General features: G+C 65.9%; 12 protein-coding genes, 1 tRNA gene and 5 pseudogenes. 9 read left to right on the forward strand and 9 right to left on the reverse strand.

Annotated features, from left to right (window positions below; translation table 11 throughout):
- The first annotated feature begins 100 nt into the window (after positions 1-100).
- On the forward strand, positions 101-496 hold the full coding sequence (locus MHEC_RS08415) for a P27 family phage terminase small subunit (RefSeq protein ID WP_142358631.1): 396 nt from the start codon (positions 101-103) through the stop codon (positions 494-496).
- Positions 493-753 carry a hypothetical protein gene (locus tag MHEC_RS08420; RefSeq protein ID WP_099868850.1) on the forward strand — a complete coding sequence of 87 codons (261 nt, stop codon included), beginning with the start codon at positions 493-495 and terminating at the stop codon, positions 751-753. Before MHEC_RS08415 ends, MHEC_RS08420 begins: the two co-directional genes overlap by 4 nt.
- A gap of 744 nt (positions 754-1,497) precedes the next feature.
- On the opposite strand, the pseudogene MHEC_RS08425 reads toward MHEC_RS08420, so the two are convergent.
- The 8 genes and pseudogenes from MHEC_RS08425 to MHEC_RS08460 form a co-directional block, all read right to left on the reverse strand.
- Positions 1,498-1,713 (reverse strand): annotated as a pseudogene (locus MHEC_RS08425) (phage antirepressor N-terminal domain-containing protein); the annotation flags it as partial.
- Positions 1,714-1,762: 49 nt separating this feature from the next.
- Entirely contained in the window at positions 1,763-2,098 is a 336-nt protein-coding gene (locus MHEC_RS08430; protein ID WP_142358630.1) for a hypothetical protein, read from the reverse strand.
- A 57-nt stretch (positions 2,099-2,155) separates the two neighbouring features.
- Positions 2,156-2,470, reverse strand: a complete 315-nt coding sequence (locus MHEC_RS08435; RefSeq protein ID WP_048893859.1) for a hypothetical protein — start codon at positions 2,468-2,470, stop codon at positions 2,156-2,158.
- Positions 2,452-2,697: a hypothetical protein gene (locus MHEC_RS08440; RefSeq protein WP_048893858.1), complete on the reverse strand. Its 246-nt coding sequence runs from the start codon at positions 2,695-2,697 to the stop codon at positions 2,452-2,454. The genes MHEC_RS08435 and MHEC_RS08440 overlap by 19 nt, the downstream gene beginning before the upstream one ends.
- Entirely contained in the window at positions 2,694-3,017 is a 324-nt protein-coding gene (locus MHEC_RS08445) for a hypothetical protein (RefSeq protein WP_201399498.1), read from the reverse strand. Before MHEC_RS08445 ends, MHEC_RS08440 begins: the two co-directional genes overlap by 4 nt.
- Entirely contained in the window at positions 3,004-3,936 is a 933-nt protein-coding gene (locus MHEC_RS08450) for a tyrosine-type recombinase/integrase (protein ID WP_236591481.1), read from the reverse strand. Before MHEC_RS08450 ends, MHEC_RS08445 begins: the two co-directional genes overlap by 14 nt.
- Positions 3,933-4,235, reverse strand: coding sequence for a hypothetical protein (locus MHEC_RS08455; protein ID WP_099868843.1), 303 nt, complete (start codon positions 4,233-4,235; stop codon positions 3,933-3,935). The genes MHEC_RS08450 and MHEC_RS08455 overlap by 4 nt, the downstream gene beginning before the upstream one ends.
- Before the next feature lie 85 nt (positions 4,236-4,320).
- A tRNA-Arg gene (locus MHEC_RS08460) sits at positions 4,321-4,394 on the reverse strand.
- Positions 4,395-4,578: 184 nt separating this feature from the next.
- Here MHEC_RS08460 and lipQ point away from each other — a divergent pair.
- The 4 genes and pseudogenes from lipQ to MHEC_RS08480 all read left to right on the forward strand — a co-directional run.
- The gene (gene lipQ, locus MHEC_RS08465; protein WP_048893044.1) at positions 4,579-5,838 is read left to right on the forward strand and encodes an esterase LipQ; all 1,260 of its coding nucleotides are present in this window, start codon (positions 4,579-4,581) and stop codon (positions 5,836-5,838) included.
- 200 nt (positions 5,839-6,038) lie between these two features.
- A pseudogene (locus MHEC_RS08470) lies at positions 6,039-7,512 on the forward strand (wax ester/triacylglycerol synthase family O-acyltransferase).
- Positions 7,509-9,158, forward strand: a complete 1,650-nt coding sequence (locus MHEC_RS08475) for an HAD-IB family hydrolase/lysophospholipid acyltransferase family protein (RefSeq protein WP_048893043.1) — start codon at positions 7,509-7,511, stop codon at positions 9,156-9,158. Before MHEC_RS08470 ends, MHEC_RS08475 begins: the two are co-directional and overlap by 4 nt.
- Positions 9,155-10,944 (forward strand): annotated as a pseudogene (locus MHEC_RS08480) (glycerol-3-phosphate 1-O-acyltransferase); the annotation flags it as partial. The gene MHEC_RS08475 and the pseudogene MHEC_RS08480, both read left to right, overlap by 4 nt.
- 20 nt (positions 10,945-10,964) lie before the next feature.
- Here the strand turns inward: MHEC_RS08480 and MHEC_RS08485 are convergent.
- A complete protein-coding gene (locus tag MHEC_RS08485) occupies positions 10,965-12,188 on the reverse strand; it encodes an IS110 family RNA-guided transposase (protein WP_048893892.1) in 1,224 nt (407 codons plus the stop codon).
- 268 nt (positions 12,189-12,456) lie between these two features.
- On the opposite strand from MHEC_RS08485, the pseudogene MHEC_RS08490 reads away from it, so the two are divergent.
- From MHEC_RS08490 to ssb, 3 genes and pseudogenes are all read left to right on the forward strand, one after another.
- Positions 12,457-13,026 (forward strand): annotated as a pseudogene (locus MHEC_RS08490) (glycerol-3-phosphate 1-O-acyltransferase); the annotation flags it as partial.
- 32 nt (positions 13,027-13,058) lie between these two features.
- Positions 13,059-15,067, forward strand: a pseudogene (locus MHEC_RS08495) (cytochrome c oxidase assembly protein).
- A gap of 273 nt (positions 15,068-15,340) precedes the next feature.
- Positions 15,341-15,796, forward strand: a complete 456-nt coding sequence (gene ssb / locus MHEC_RS08500) for a single-stranded DNA-binding protein (RefSeq protein WP_048893048.1) — start codon at positions 15,341-15,343, stop codon at positions 15,794-15,796.
- Positions 15,797-15,911: the final 115 nt, after the last annotated feature.

The raw sequence follows: 15,911 nt of genomic DNA on the forward strand, positions 1-15,911 counted from the left end.
CAGCTCAGCTTGTGCGTGCGGCCCGGCGAAACGCCGTTTTTGCCAGCTTGTCGCGGCAGCGCCGGGTTCCCCGGCTCATAGACCCTGACCAGGGAGGACGATGAGCATGCAGGCACCAAGACCACCGCGCGGGTTAGCTGCCGCGGGCCGCAAACTGTGGCGCGAAGTCGTTGCCGAAGCCACCGCCGAGGGCCTGGTTCTGACCGCGGTCGAGCGGTACTGGCTGGAGACGGCGGCCAAGCTGGTCGATCAGGCCGCAACCCTTGAGGCCGAGCTGGTCGGCGCACCGAAGATGGTGCGCGGGTCACAGGGCCAGGAGGTCATCAACCCGCTCATCTCCGAGCTGCGCCAGTTGCGACAGGCGGCGGACCGATCACTCGCCCGGCTGCGAATCGAGCCAGATGAATCGTCGAACGCCAACATCCGCGTGATCAGCACCAGCAGCACTCAGGCGCGTCGCGCGGCTCACACGCGCTGGCGCGGCGCGGGCGCATGAGGCGAATCGGCAGCACATCCGGCCTACGCGAGCTGCTGATCGCGGGGCATGAACCTTCGTGGCAGCGCTGGCGTATCCCCGGCCGGGCCTGCGACTTCGAACTCGACCTGAAAGCCGGCCGTCCGGTCGTGGTTTCCTCGGCGCAACTGCTGGCCGCGCTGATGCGCGCCGGCCTGCCTCACCGCGAGTTCGCGTTGGGCGGCCAGCATCACGGCGGCGCGTTCGTCCTGGACGAGCATGACCGGCTGGTCGAATAGTCGCGGTCGATTCGGCCACTACCGCCGACCGATAGCTCGCTGCGGGAAGCTGAGCGTACGCAAGTTTGCGTTGTCCCAGGTTGCTGGCATCGACAACTTGGGTGACCTGCACAAGCCTTGAATCGACAGTGGTCGAGACGTTTGCTGGTAGGTGTACCAATCTGGAACCTGATCTTGAACCGACCGACCAGGACGCCATCGCCGGACAGCCGGTCGCGGCCGTCGCCAGCAACCACGGTGCTTAAGACCGTGGTTGCTGGCACCAACCACAACGTTGGCCGTTGTAGTTGCCGGTCGCGAAGCCGAGCAGATCAGCGCGGCCGCAAAAAAGCGCGAGCAGTCGCCGAACGGCACCGCTGGGAAGCTGAGCAGCGCCGCGTAAATAACGAAACGGTAACGGTAGATGTGGCAGATCTGCCACATCTGGGCGGTCATTTGACGGCGGTGCAGCGGGCGGCTATCGCGTGCGAGGCGCTGCCACTGCTCGAGGAGGAAGGCCGCCGCAAAAAAGCGCGAGCGGCAGCGGAGGAGCAACGTCGTCGCGCAGCCTTGCGCAACACGGAAAACAAGCTCAGTCAGGATGTGGCCGATCGGCCACATCCTGGCGGTCATTTGACGGCGGGGAAAGTGCGGCTATCGCCTTGGAGTCGCCACCCACCGACCCGGAATCCCCAGATGTGGCCGATCGGCCACATCTGGGCAGCCGGGAGAAACCGAAACAACGCGCACCCAGGTCCAGTGATATTACCGCGCGCGTGCGGCCTCCGCGACACGCCGCTCGTCCAGCGTGGCGAGCCACATTGTGAGCGTGCGCCGATCAATCATCAGCATTTCACGGGACCGGCCGTCGCCAGCAACCACGGTGCTTAAGACCGTGGTTGCCCATGACCTGCTGCGAAGCTTCTTGGCCTGACTGTCCGGATCGACACCCAGCGAATCGCAACAGGGAGTCAGGATTACAGCCCTTCTCTGGTGACCCTCGGCGCGCCGGCACTGGCATGTGCGGTCATCATGACCGCGCGTGAGCTACCCGGCCGTCGTCGGTGGCCGGGTAGGCAGTCTTGGTGGGTGGCCGGCCGACTTGCGCGAACGGCGCGCGCGCCGCGCGGTCGCGCGCGGCGCTGACGACTTTCTGCCAGCGGCTCCAGTCGGCGCGCGCAGCGAAGGGCTGTAGGGCTGGCGTGTCGGGCAGGCTGGTGTCCCGCCGTAGCGGCCAGCGCCGGCGTATCACCCCGGCCAGCACCGAGCAGCCGGGTCGGTGACGCACGATGGCGATAGTCGAGTTGCCGTCACTGACCGGATCCGCCGAGGCGGCGCAGCGGGCGCAAGCGAAGAACTCCACCATCGCCACTAGTGTGCAGCACGCCAGCGGCGCGCCGAGTCTGCCGCGACCTGGCCGTCGTTACGGGACCACATATCGCCAAGTGGTCGGTTCCCGGTTCAGGCATGCCGGCGGGTAGTCGCCGTAGATCCCTCGGTCGTCTCCGGCCATCACCCAGGCGTGCTGGCGGTCGGCGCGAGCGGCCAGCTCGGCGAGCTGCCGGCGCCGCGCATCGCGCGCGGCGCACATGTCGCGGTAGGCCCGTTTGAGCGTCCAGGCCATCAGCACGATGGCCGCCAGGCCGATGATCCACCAGATGAAGTGCGCGATGATTCCGACGAGCAGCAGCACGGCGAAAAGATGACCGAGGATTCCCGTCATGGTGCTGAGTCCCACCGCTCCACGATGCGCCGGTAAGTGTCGTGGTCGATGTGGTCGTCGAGGTACTGGATCACCCGGTCCGGGCCGGGGTAGCCGGACAGGTCGTGCTCGCCGAGCAGGCCGGGGTATTCGGCCAGCAGGTCGTCGATGATGCGGCCGACATTCCACGTGTCGCGGCCGTCCCACGGCAGTGTGACCAGCACGTAGCGGATCAGGTCTTTACGGGTGACGGTTGCCCTCATCGCGTACCTGCTTGTTCGGCGCGCAGGTCACCTTCAGCGCGAAGGTCGCCTTCGACGACGAACCGTAGCCGGTCGGCGTAGGTGATCGTGTCGGCGATTTTCCCGGCCAGCTCGAACGCGCGCGTCGCGCGGGCACCGGATAGGTGTTCCTCGGCCCAGCGGGCGCGGGTCAAAGCGTCGCGCAGCAGATGGCGGCACTCGTCGAGGCACTTGGCGGCTTCGGTGATCCCGCTGGCCGCGCCGGCGCGGGCTTCCTCGGCGCGGCGGCGTTCCTCGGCCAGCTCGGCGGGCGTCGCCTGCCGGTAGTCATCGCGGCCCATCGGCGGCTCCATCGTCGTGTTGGGCGCGCGCACCGCCCGCGGCCAGCCGGTTGATCGCTTCCGTGCGCCGAGCATCCGACACCTGAGTGTAAATGGCGGTGGTGTTCAAATTGGCGTGCCGCAGCAGGGTTTGCGCGGTGCGCAGATCGGTGCCGTCGCTGACCAGCTTGGTTCCGTACCAGTGACGCAGCCTATGTGCGGTGCCGCCTGGAATGCCGGCGCGATCCATTGCCTGCCCGATGATGTCGGCGACGCCGCGTGGCCGGATCGGCTGCCCGCGCCGGCGCGCGTTGCCCGGAAACCACCAACCGCGCCGGGGCATCGTCTCGGCGGCCTCAACCAGCAGCGGATGCAGCGGCAGTATCGCGGTCACGTTGCCCTTGCCGGTCACCCGCAGGGTGCGCGCCTGGGGGTCAACGTCCTCGCCGCGTATTTTGGCGATTTCATGCACCCGCAAGCCCGCGAACGCCGCCAACAGGATCATCACACGGGTGCGGTGATGCATGCGCACCGCGAGCAGGTTTTGCAACTGCTCATCGGTGATCGGCCGGGGTACGCCTTTGGAGGCCTTCGGGCGTGGTAGCTGCGCTGCGGCATTCGTGCCGCCGTTTTGCCCCAACCAGCGGTAGAAGCTGTGAATGTAGCCGTAGTAGGCGGCGCGGCTGTTGGGCTTCAAATTGGGCCGGCCAAGGAACCGGGCGATGTCAAGGGGCCGCACCGACTCCACGCCCACCCCGGCGAATTTCTCCAACCGGCGCAACACACCCAGGGTTTCGTTGATCGTGCGGTTGGAGCGGCCCGCGCCGCGCATGTACAGCTCCCAGCGCTCCAATGCGCTCAGCTCGCCATCGTCATCGCCGGAACCGGCGGCGGGCACCACCAACGCCAAATGCCGGTGGCGGTGTCGGGCCGCGCTCATAGCCGCACCAACCGTACTGCGGTGGCCAGGTCGTCGAACACGCACCCGCAATGCGCGCAGCGCGCCGGGCCCGTGTAAAACTGCGCCCGAGTCTGCCGCAGCCACGCGGCCTTGTGCTGCCCGCACATCAGCACCGCCTCGCAGCCGTGCAGGTTCACCCGCCAGCCGGCCGGCCGGCGGCATCGCCGACCCTCACCGGCGGCGGGCATCTCACAACCCGGCGGGCAATCGAACATAGACACCACCGCCTCCAACCCGTCACCGGCCCGGCACAACTGGCGGTAGGACCCAATGGACATGTGGCTCCCATCTGTTTGTGAGCCACACCGAAGAAGCCTAGTTGCACGAATCTTGCGCGACGGTCTATCTGCGCTGGTCAGATAGTGCCCCCGGCAGGAATCGAACCTGCGACCTAGGGATTAGAAGGCCCTTGCTCTATCCAACTGAGCTACGGAGGCAATGCGCAGGTCAGTCTATCGAACGGCGGGCACGCGCCCGGGTCAGCGGCGCAACGCCGAGCCGAATGCCATGAGACACAAGAACCATTCACTAGTGTGTGACGCACGGCACATGTACGCTACCGCTGGCCGCATGCCAGGTCCGGCGGCGGTGCATGCGCCCGGCGTCAAGGAGTGGCGTTGGATGAGCATGGCTATGGAGGTGACCACGCGGTGCTCGCGGGCGGGCGCCCGGATATTGCAGCAGGGCCGGCACCTGGCGGCAGACGCGGTCGGTACCTACCGCACTGGTGCCCTGCTGCTGCGGGGGTCGCCCTTTGCTCTTAGCTGGTTTGCTGGCTGGCTTTCGGCGGAGTTTTCCCCGCAGGTGCTGACCGGGCATGCGTTGTCCCGGATAACGCCCCTGCCGGTCGGGCGGGTGGCCGCGGCGTGGGCGGCCCAACGGGCCGATCAGATCCTGACTGCCGCACTTGAGGAGTCATTCGGACCTCGGTACCGCGATCGGGTATGCCATCCGGTCGGCGATCAGCGCGGGGCTGTGCGCCGCGATGGGCTGTGGCATTCGGTCGGGCATCGTCGGCGCTATGCGGCGCAGACGTCGGACATCGCCTATGGCCCGAATGGTCGCGACAACCTGCTGGACATCTGGCGCCATCCCGATCTGGTAGACGGACACCGTCGCCCGGTACTGGTGCAGGTGCCCGGTGGCGGGTGGACCATCAACGGCAAACGCGGGCAGGCGTACCCGCTGATGGGCCGCATGGTCGAGCTCGGCTGGATCTGTGTGTCCATCGACTACCGTAAGAGCCCCTGCAGCGCGTGGCCGGCACATATCGTCGATGTGAAGAGGGCGATCGCGTGGGTGCGAGACAACATCGCCGACTACGGCGGAGACCCGGGTTTCATCGCGATCACCGGTGGTTCTGCAGGTGCCCACCTGGCCGCGTTGGCCGCGCTCACCGCAAACGATCCGCGATTTCAGCCCGGGTTTGAACACGCCGACACGACCCTGCAGGCCGCGGTGCCGTATTACGGCGTCTACGACTTCACGAAAGCCGAGCACATGCATGAACTGATGCTGCCGTTCCTCGAGCATTTCGTGATGCAGACCCGATACGCCGACGACCCGGAATTATTCGCGTCGGCGTCGCCAATCTCGCACGCTCACAGCGCAGCTCCACCGTTTTTCGTGCTGCACGGCGAGAACGATTCGTTGATTCCACGAACACAGGCCCGGGCCTTTTGCGCAACTCTTCGTGAAGCGCGCGCATCGACGGTGTGCTATGCCGAGCTCGTCAACGCCCACCACGCTTTTGACACCGTCGCCACCGTGCGCTCGCGCCTGGCTGCAGATGCAGTCGCGGATTTTCTTGGCGTGATCTACTGCCGACACGTTCACTCGGAGGTGGCTTCTTCGATTGACCGTGCAACTCCGGCCAGCTGAATCGCACACCGAGCTGTCCAATTTATTGGTCTAGCAGGCCATTTCGTGACTTGTCCACTGGCCGACGAGCTCCTCGGCGCGGATCCGCACAATCAGCTGCCACCACCGCGTCAACCGGACTAGCGTTGTCTTGGCACAGGTCGCGTATCACGGGAGGCTTGAGTGGCGATGCCAGCGCGGTCGCGTCGGAGGTGGCAACGGTGACTGATTCCGTCGACTCGGCCGAACTGCCGGCCGAGCTGGGAGCGGTCGACTATCTGCTGCACCGGGGAAGCCAACCCGCGGACTCGGTCCGGAATCATGGCTGTCGAAATCCTCGACGCCACGCCGGACTGGGAGCGGTTCCGGGCACGTTTCGAAAACGCCTCCCGCCGGGTCCTGCGGCTGCGCCAGAAGGTGGTAGTGCCCACGCTACCGACCGCGGCGCCGCGCTGGGTGGTCGATCCCGACTTCAACTTGGACTTCCATGTGCGACGGATGCGCATCCCCGAACCCGGCACATTGCGGCAAGTGTTTGACCTGGCCGAGATAATTCTGCAGTCGCCGCTGGACATCGCGCGGCCACTGTGGTCGGCAACACTTGTCGAGGGGCTCGCCGAGGGCCGCGCCGCCATGCTTTTGCACTTCAGCCACGCGGTCACCGACGGCGTGGGAGGCGTGGAGATGTTCGCGCGGATTTACGACGCCGAGCGCGACCCACCTGCGGAGCCACCACCGCCGCAACCGATTCCCCAGGATCTGTCGGCCAACGACTTGATGCGGGAAGGCCTCAACCACCTGCCCGGCACCATTTTCGGCGGGGTTCGCGGCGCGCTGTCGGGAGCGGTCTCGGTGCTCGGCCGAGCGGTTCTTAACCCGCCGTCGGCGATCGCCGGCGCACTACAGTACGCGCGCTCGGGTATGCGGGTGATGAGCCGGGCCGCTGAGCCGTCGCCATTGTTGCGGCGGCGCAGCCTGGCCATCCGCACGGAAGCCCTCGACATCAAGCTTTCCGACTTGCACAGGGCGGCAAAGGCCGGTGGCGGATCAATCAACGACGCCTACCTCGCCGGCCTGTGCGGAGCGTTGGGGCGCTATCACCAGGCACTCGGCGTCCCGATCGCCACGCTGCCGATGGCGGTGCCGGTGAACCTACGCGCCGAGGCCGATCCCGCGGGTGGCAACCGATTCACCGGTGTCAACCTGGCCGCGCCAATCGGTACCGCCGACCCGGTGCAGCGCATGCGCAAGATTCGAGCGCAGATAACGCAGCGCCGAGAGGAGCCGGCGATGGACATTATCGGCTCCATTGCGCCCGTGCTCAGCATCTTGCCGGCACAACTGCTGGAGACGATTACCGGGGCAGTAATCGGCTCCGACGTGCAAGCCAGCAATGTGCCTGTTTACCAAGGAGATACCTACATCGCTGGCGCAAAAATACTGCGGCAGTACGGAATTGGCCCACTGCCAGGTGTTGCGATGATGGTGGTGTTGGTTTCCCGCGCGGGAGTCTGCACGATTACGGTACGCTACGACAGGGCCGCAGTCAGGCATGAGGCGTTGTTCGCGCGGTGCCTGCTGGACGGTTTCGATGAAATCCTGGCGCTGGGCGGCGAACCGATACCGCACGCGGTGCCTGCGTCGTTTTCCGTCCGGCCCGCTGACGCGCCATCTCGATCGGTGTCAGACTCATGACTGCTGACGACGACAAGTCGCCTCGTGACCTGCGGCTACCCGGTTCGGTCGCCGAAATCCTTGCCAGCCCACCGGGTCCCGACATCGGCGCGTTCTTCGACCTGGACGGAACCTTGGTCGCGGGCTTCACGGGTGTCATCCTCACCCAGGAGCAGTTCCGGCACCGCGAGATGGGCGTGGGGGAGCTGATCACGATGATTCAGGCCGGGCTCAACCATCGGCTCGGCCGCATCGAGTTCGAAGAGCTCATCACCAAGGCAGCTTGGGTGCTTCGCGGGCGCCCACTCAGCGACATGGAGGAGATCGGCGAACGGTTATTCGCCCAAAAGATCGAGTCCCGGATTTACCCGGAAATGCGGGAGCTGGTGCGCGCGCATATGGCGCGCGGTCACACGGTGGTGCTCAGTTCCTCCGCGCTGACCATCCAGGTCGACCCGGTGGCCCGATTCCTGGGAATCCCCAACACCCTCACCAACAAGTTTGAGGTCGATGAGAACGGCATCCTCACCGGGCATGTCGTCAGGCCGATCCTGTGGGGTCCGGGCAAGGCTGCGGCGGTCCAGAAGTTCGCCGCCGAGCACAACATCGACTTGAGCCGAAGTTACTTCTATGCCGACGGAGACGAAGACGTCGCGTTGATGTACCTGGTGGGCAATCCCCGGCCGACCAATCCCGAAGGCAAGATGGCCGCGGTGGCGCGGCGCCGCGGCTGGCCGATCTTACGGTTCACCAGCCGCGGCAGCGGAGGTCTCGTCGGACAGCTGCGGACGCTGATCGGTGTCGGTTCGATGGTTCCGGTCGCTTCGGTCGCGTTGGGCCTGGGCCTGCTGACGCGCAACCGGCGCCGCGGCGTGAATTTCTTCACCTCCACCTACTCGCAACTGCTGCTGGCGGCTAACGGTGTGCATCTCAACGTTATCGGCGCCGAGAATCTGACCGCACAGCGTCCGGCGGTGTTCATCTTCAACCACCGCAACCAAATTGACCCCGTCATCGTCGCCGCCCTGGTGCGTGACAATTGGACCGCGGTAGGCAAGAAAGAACTGGAAAGCGATCCGATCATCGGCACCTTGGGTAAATTGCTCGACGCAGTCTTCATCGACCGCGACGACCCAACCGCCGCCGTGGAGACGTTGCACCAGGTCGAAGAACGGGCGAGAAACGGGCTCTCGATCGTCATCGCCCCCGAGGGCACCCGGGTCGACACCACCGAGGTCGGGCCATTCAAGAAAGGGCCGTTTCGCATCGCGATGGCAGCAGGTATCCCGATCGTGCCGATCGTGATCCGCAACGCGGAGATCATCGCCGCCCGCGACTCCATCACGATGAACCCGGGCACGGTCGATGTCGCAGTGTTTCCACCGATTCCGGTCGATCACTGGACGCTCGACACGCTGCCGGAGCGCATCGCCGAAGTGCGCCAACTGTATCTGGACACGCTGGCCAGCTGGCCAGTCGACGAGCTACCCGAGATACCCCTCTACACCCATAGCAAAAAGTCGGCACCGGCCAAAACCAAGGCGGGCAAAGCTGCCGCCAAGACGGCCAAGAAAGCCGCACAATCGAGACCATCGAAGAAGCACGCGGCCAAGCCGGATCATGCGGAGACGCGCGCGCGGACAGCTCGGCCGAAAGGACGACCGTGACGACATCGGCTGCCGACACAGGCACATTCAGTACGACCGACGACACGTTGGTATTGGCGTCGGTATCTTCATCGGTCGAGGCCGAGCTGCTCAACGACTGGCTGGACCGTCAGCGCCAGCGTCATCCCGAGACCAAGATCGACGTGCTGCGCCTGCCGCCCCGCAATGCGCCGCCGGGCGCCCTGGCCCAGCTCGTCGAGCAGCTCGAGGTCGATGAGGACCGGTCGATCGTGCCGGTGCGGGTGTTCTGGCTACCGCGGGCCGAGGGCGGGCCGCTGAGTAGGGCGGCTGGGCTTATTCCCGGTTGGGATCCGTACCATCCCAGTGAACGCCAGCAACGGCGTATCCTGCGCAGCGACCCCGGCGGGCGCGAGTAGTGGCCGGCGAATCGGCCAAGGTGTCAGAACTACGCCAACAATGGCGCGACACCACCGTCGGTGACAATCCGCGCGACTTCGCCCATTTCGTCACCCGCCGCGCCATCCTGGCGATGGAACGCGTCGCCTACCGGTTGCTCGGCCCGGAGTACAAGTCGCCGCGGCTGGTGAAACCAGAAATGTTGGCATCGGCCCGTTTTCGGGCAGGACTGGAGAAGATTCCCGGCGCCACAGTGGAGGAGGCCGGCAAGATTCTCGACGAGATGGCCACCGGGTGGAGCCGGGTGTCGGTCGATGTCGCCGTCGGACTGAGCAGGCTGCTGATTCGCGGGTTCGACCCACAAATCGACTACGACCAGTATCAGGTCGCGGCGATGCGCGCAGCACTTCAGACGCATCCCGCTGTGCTGCTGTGGTCGCACCGGTCGAACCTGGACAGCGCGGTGCTGACGGTGGCGCCGCAGGAAAACGGGTTGCCCAGGGCTCATGTGTTCGGCGGGATCAACATGGCGTTCGGCTTGATGGGCCCGCTGCTGCGCCGTTCCGGCGTCATCTTCATCCGACGCAACATCGGCGACGACAGGCTGTACAAGTACGTACTCAAGGAATACGTGGGCTACCTCGTCGAAAAACGGTTCAACTTGAGCTGGTCTATCGAGGGCACCAGGTCGCGAACCGGCAAGATGTTGCCGCCCAAAATGGGCCTGATGAGCTATGTGGCCGACGCCTATCTGGAAGGGCGCAGCGAAGACATATTGCTGCAGCCGATCTCGATCAGCTTCGACCAGCTGCATGAGATCGCCGAGTACGCCGCCTACGCGCGCGGCGCGGAGAAACGGCCGGAGGGAATGGGTTGGCTGTACAACTACATCAAGGCCCAGGGTGAGCGCAACTACGGCAAGATCTACGTCCGGTTCCCGGAGGCGGTTTCGATGCGCGCGTACCTCGGGCCGCCGAACGGACCGATAGCGCAGGATCAAGCTGCCAAACGACTTGCGCTGCAAAAGATGTCGTTCGAAGTAGCGTGGCGCATTCTGCAGGCGACGCCGGTGAACGCGACTGGGCTGGTGTCTGCGCTGCTGCTTGCCACCCACGGGGTGGCGTTGACGCTCGGCCAGCTGCATCGCACCCTGCAAGAATCCCTGGACTACCTGGAACGCAAACACACGCCGCTGTCGACCAGCTCGTTGCGGCTGCGGACCCCGGAAGGTGTGCGAGCGGCAGTGGATGCGCTGTCCAACGGGCACCCGGTCACCCGCGTGGACGGGGGACGGGAACCCGTGTGGCGCATCGCACCCGAGCACGAGCACGCGGCGGCGTTCTACCGCAACTCGGTGATTCACGCATTCCTGGAAACCTCGATCGTCGAACTCGCGCTGGCCCACGCCCGGCATGCCGACAGCGATAGACATCCCAGGGTCGTAAGTTGTCAAGCGGCTTGGGTGTCGTGGGTGGTTTGGCGGTGTGCCCAGGCCTTGTGTTCGTTGTAGATGGTGCGGTGTCGTAGGCAGCCGTGGAGGATGCCGACGAGGCGGTTGCCCAGGGCGCGTAGTGCTTGGTGGTGCAGGTCTCCTGCGGCGCGGCGATGGTCGTAGTAGGAGCGTGCGCCGGGGCTGGTTGATAGGGCGCAGAACGCCCATTGGTCGATCGCGTCATACAGGCGGCGGTTGCGAACGTGGCGGGCCAGCACGGCGCGTTTCTTGCCTGAGGCTACGGTCAAGGGTGACGTTCCGGCGTAGTTCTTGCGAGACTTGGCGTCGGTGTAGCGGTTCGGGTCATCCCCGAACTCACCGAGCACCCGGGCGCCGAGCACAACACCGAGTCCTGGCAGGGAGAGGTAGATGTCGGCGTCCGGGTGTTTCTCAAAATGTGCGGCCAGTTCGGTTTCGAGCTCGGCGATCTGGCAGTTGAGTTCGACGATGATGCCCACCGCGGCGCGGGTGGTCGCTCCGAAGGCTGCGGTGACCGCGGCGGGGGCGGTGAGCTGTTCGGTGCGCAGCAGGGCTGCGATCTGTTGGGCGCGGGTGTCGAGGTTACGTTGGCGCCCAGCGGCTTTGAGGGCCGAACGGATTTTTGACAGGCTCAGATGTGCGGCTTCAGCGGGAGTTGGAGCGCGGCCCAAAATGGCAAGGGCATCACGGTCTGACAGGTCGTCGAATGCCTCCAGTGCCGCCGGGTAATACTCACGCAAAGCGCTGCGCAGCGCGTTGGTCTGTCGAATACGGGCCCAGATCAGGTTTTGGTGTCCGCGTGCCAATACCTTGACCGCTTCGGCAATGGGGGTGTCACCCGCGACCATGCGGTGATTGTGCCGATCGGTGCGCACCAGATCGGCCAGTAGCTTGGCGTCGCCGGCATCAGATTTCGCCCCGGAGACGTGGTGGCGGTCGCGGTAGCGGGCCACTGCGAGCGGGTTGACCGCATACACCTGGTAGCCGGCCGCGGTCAGCGCCTCGACCCATAAGCCGCGGTCGGTTTCGATGCCGACCACGACGTGGCCGGGTTCTTCAGCGTGGGTGGCCACCAGCTCGTGGAACCCGCGGATACCGGCGAGTCCTTCGGGCAGTCGCCGCGAGGCCAGCCGAGCGCCGTCGGTGTTCATCAGGTAAATGTCGTGGTGGTCTTCGGCCCAGTCGTCTCCAATGAAGATCAGTGAAATCGCCTCCTTTGTCCGAAGTCTTGCTGTTTCCCATTGAGCCCAAGGGACACCCGGCGGCGACCTAATGGATTCAGTGCTCGAACGGCACGACACCCCATCAGCGCTACAGGCGACCCTCACCAACCGGCAGGGGCACGATCTATCGCTAGGAATCGACGAACACACTCCCGGGTGAGCCAGTGCTCACCTACCGGCGGCTCGGTGACCAGCCTCCCCGATCCAGGCCATTACCTAGTCAACGGCGCGCTGATCGGTTCCCATTAGGGTAGCGGCGTTCTGGTCGCAAGCGATGCGGTTGCGCGATCTGCTGAAGTTCGACTTCTACTTCGCCGATTCAGCCACATTTCGGGACAACATTGCCGAAGAGATGGCGTGGCACCAGGATTGGGAGGCCCACCTCGCGGCGGGCGGCGACGAGATCGACTCGATTTTGTATGCCAAACGACCGCTGATATCTGATGCGATGCTGCGAGTCTTCTTCGAGGCGTACGAAATTGTCGCCGATGTATTGCGTGATGCCCCAGCGGATATCGGCGCCAAGGAGTTGACGCAGTTGGCTCTTGGCGTGGGGCGCCAATACGTGGCCCAGGGACGAGTCCGCAGCAGCGAGCCGGTGTCCACGCTGTTGTTTGCCACCGCGCGCCAAGTCGCCGCCGACCAGCACCTGATCGAGCCCGGTCCGGACTTGGCCGCACGCCGCAATGCGTTCCGGCAAGAACTCCGCGATATCCTGCGTGACTTCAACCATGTCGAGCAGATCGCCCGCCACCGGTTCGTCGCTCGCGAAATCGAGGCCCGTCAGGCGCGGCAAGCCGGCAGCCAAGCTCGCTAACAGGCATTTCGCCAGCGCCATAGGCTATACCCATGACCGATGTGCCGGCCACGAGCCGGCGGCGCACAATGCCGTGGCCGCTGCTGGTCGGGGTCGCGGCGCTGGCCGGCGGCACCGCCGCCGGAATCTCGGCGTTGTCGCTCGCGGATGCGTTGACCGCGACCGGGTTACCCGACCCGGGTCCATCGACCACGCTGGGGTTGCCGGTGGTGCGCGCCATCGGTGAGGTCGCGGCGGCGCTGGCGGTCGGGGCGTTTATGTTCGCGGCATTCTTCGTGCCTCCGCAACCCAACGGTGTGCTCGATGCGCCCGGATACCGTGCGCTTCGCCTCGGCACGGTCGGGTCGGCGGTATGGGCGGTGTGTGCGGCGTTGCTGGTGCCACTGACAATTTCCGATGTCTCAGGTCAACCGGTCGCGGCACACCTCAACCCCGCGAGGCTGTGGTCGTTGGCGAGTCTGGTCAATACCGCGTCCGCGTGGCGGTGGACCGCTTTGCTGGCGGCGGCGGTGATGGTGGCGAGTCTGGCGGTGCTGCGCTGGTCGTGGACGCCGCTGCTGCTGGTCGGTTCACTGGTGACGCTGATTCCGCTCGGACTGACCGGCCACTCATCAGCGGGCGGTTCGCATGACCTGGCCACCAACAGTCTGCTCATTCATCTTGTCGCGGGCGCTCTGTGGGCCGGTGGCCTGCTGGCGTTGCTGGTGCACGCCATCCGCGGGGGCGAGCACACCGATGTGGCCGGGCGGCGGTTCTCCGCCGTCGCGTTGTGGTGTTTCGCCGCGATGGCGCTCAGCGGCGTGGTCAACTCCCTGGTGCGGGTCTTACCGTCCGATGTGCTGGGCACCGCCTACGGCCGGTTGGTGATCGCCAAGATCGTCGCGCTGTGCGTGCTCGGTGTGGCCGGCTGGCGGCAGCGACGCACGGAGTCGCTGCGCTGCAGGCAGATCCGGGTTCGCGGCGCGCATTAATCCGATTGGCACTGTTCGAGGCCGCGGTGTTCGGCGTGACATTCGGCGTCGCCGTCGGGCTGGGCCGCACCCCGCCACCACCACCGCCGATCGTCAATCCGTCGATCCCCGACGTGAAGATCGGCTACGACTTCGCCGGGCCACCGACCGTGGTGCGGGTGCTGTTCGACTGGCGCTTCGACCTGATCTTCGGGACGTCGGCGCTGGTGCTGGCCGCGGTGTACGTGGCCGCGATGCTGCGGTTGCGTCGCCGCGGCGACCACTGGCCGCGCGGGCGGACTTCGGCCTGGCTGCTGGGTTGCGGGGTAATGCTGTTCGCCACCTCGTCGGGGGTCGGCCGCTACATGCCGGTCATGTTCAGCATGCATATGGCCGCCCACATGCTGTTGTCCATGCTGGCGCCGATCCTGCTGGTCCTGGGCGCCCCGGTCACCCTCGCACTGCGGGCGCTGCCCCCTGCCGGTCACGACGAGCCGCCGGGTCCGCGCGAGTGGCTGCTGGCTGCGCTGCACAGCCGGCCGGCCCGGTTAGTGACCAACCCCGTGGTGGCGGCGGTGGTGTTCGTGTCGGGTTTTTACGGCCTGTACTTCGGCGGCATATTCGACGCCGCGGCCGGCAGCCATTTCGGCCACCTTGCAATGAACGCACATTTTCTGCTCAGCGGCTACCTGTTCTACTGGGTGGTGATCGGCGTTGACCCGACGCCGCGGCCGATCCCGGCGCTGGCCAAAGTTGCGGTGATGTTCGCATCGTTACCGCTGCACGCATTCTTCGGCGTGGTGCTGATGAGCACGCGGAACGTCCTTGGTGAAACGTTCTATCGCTCACTGCATTTGGGCTGGCATGCCGATCTGCTCGGCGATCAGCGACTGGGCGGGGCGATCGCCTGGGGGGCAGGGGAAATACCGCTGGTGATAGTGATGATCGCGTTGCTGGTCCAGTGGACGCGCAGCGATCAGCGGACGGCCCAGCGGCTGGACCGGGCGGCCGAACGCGACGACGACGCTGAGCTGGCCGCCTATAACGCGATGCTGGCGGAGCTGGCCCGCCGCGACGCCACGCGACCTTAAGCCGTGGTCAACGGCGCGCCCCCAGCAAGGCGCCAACCGCGTGGTTTCAGACGGCTGCCGCGGCGTGCCGACATCCGGCGACCCAGCTGAGAATCGACTGCTCTGCCGGCGGGTTAACGGGACCGGTTATCCCCAGTCGCCGCTTGTTCCACAACCGCGGCCCACTCGGTGGCCGGCATCGACCGGATTGTCGGGTGTTGCGGGCTCAATGAGAGCGCCACCGGCTGGATCGCCACCGACGGCGCCGCCGAAACCGGGAAAGGAATGAGTGCAATGTTTGAAACGCCGCTGACCGTGGTCGGAAACATCGTTAACGACCCGATACGTCGGGAGGTGGGCAACCACGAGGTAATGAAATTTCGGGTGGCGAGCAACTCGCGCCGCCGCGGCGCCGACGGCACATGGGAGGCCGGCAACTCGCTATTCGTCACCGTCAACTGCTGGGGCAAGCTGGTCTCCGGCGTGGGCGCATCATTGCGCAAGGGCTCGGCGGTGATCGTGGTGGGGCACGTCTACACCAGCGAGTACGAGGACCGCGACGGCAATCGGCGCTCGGCGGTGGAGATGCGCGCCACCGCTGTCGGCCCCGACCTTTCCCGTTGCATCGCGCGGGTGGAGAAGACGGTTGCCGCCGACACGGACCCAACACCGCGAGCCGACGTCGAAGCCGTCGACCCGGATCAGGCGGACCACGGCGACGACGCGGCGGGGCTGCCAATGACGGCTTAGCGATCGCACCGGCGCGCCCGGTCGCAGCGGGTCACCACGTGACAACCGAGTGGTGCCGGCCGTTGCCTACGATGGGCTGCGGGCAACCTTCCCAAGACCAGAGAGGCAACACTGC

Source organism: Mycobacterium heckeshornense (genome assembly GCF_016592155.1).
Taxonomy (GTDB): domain Bacteria; phylum Actinomycetota; class Actinomycetes; order Mycobacteriales; family Mycobacteriaceae; genus Mycobacterium; species Mycobacterium heckeshornense.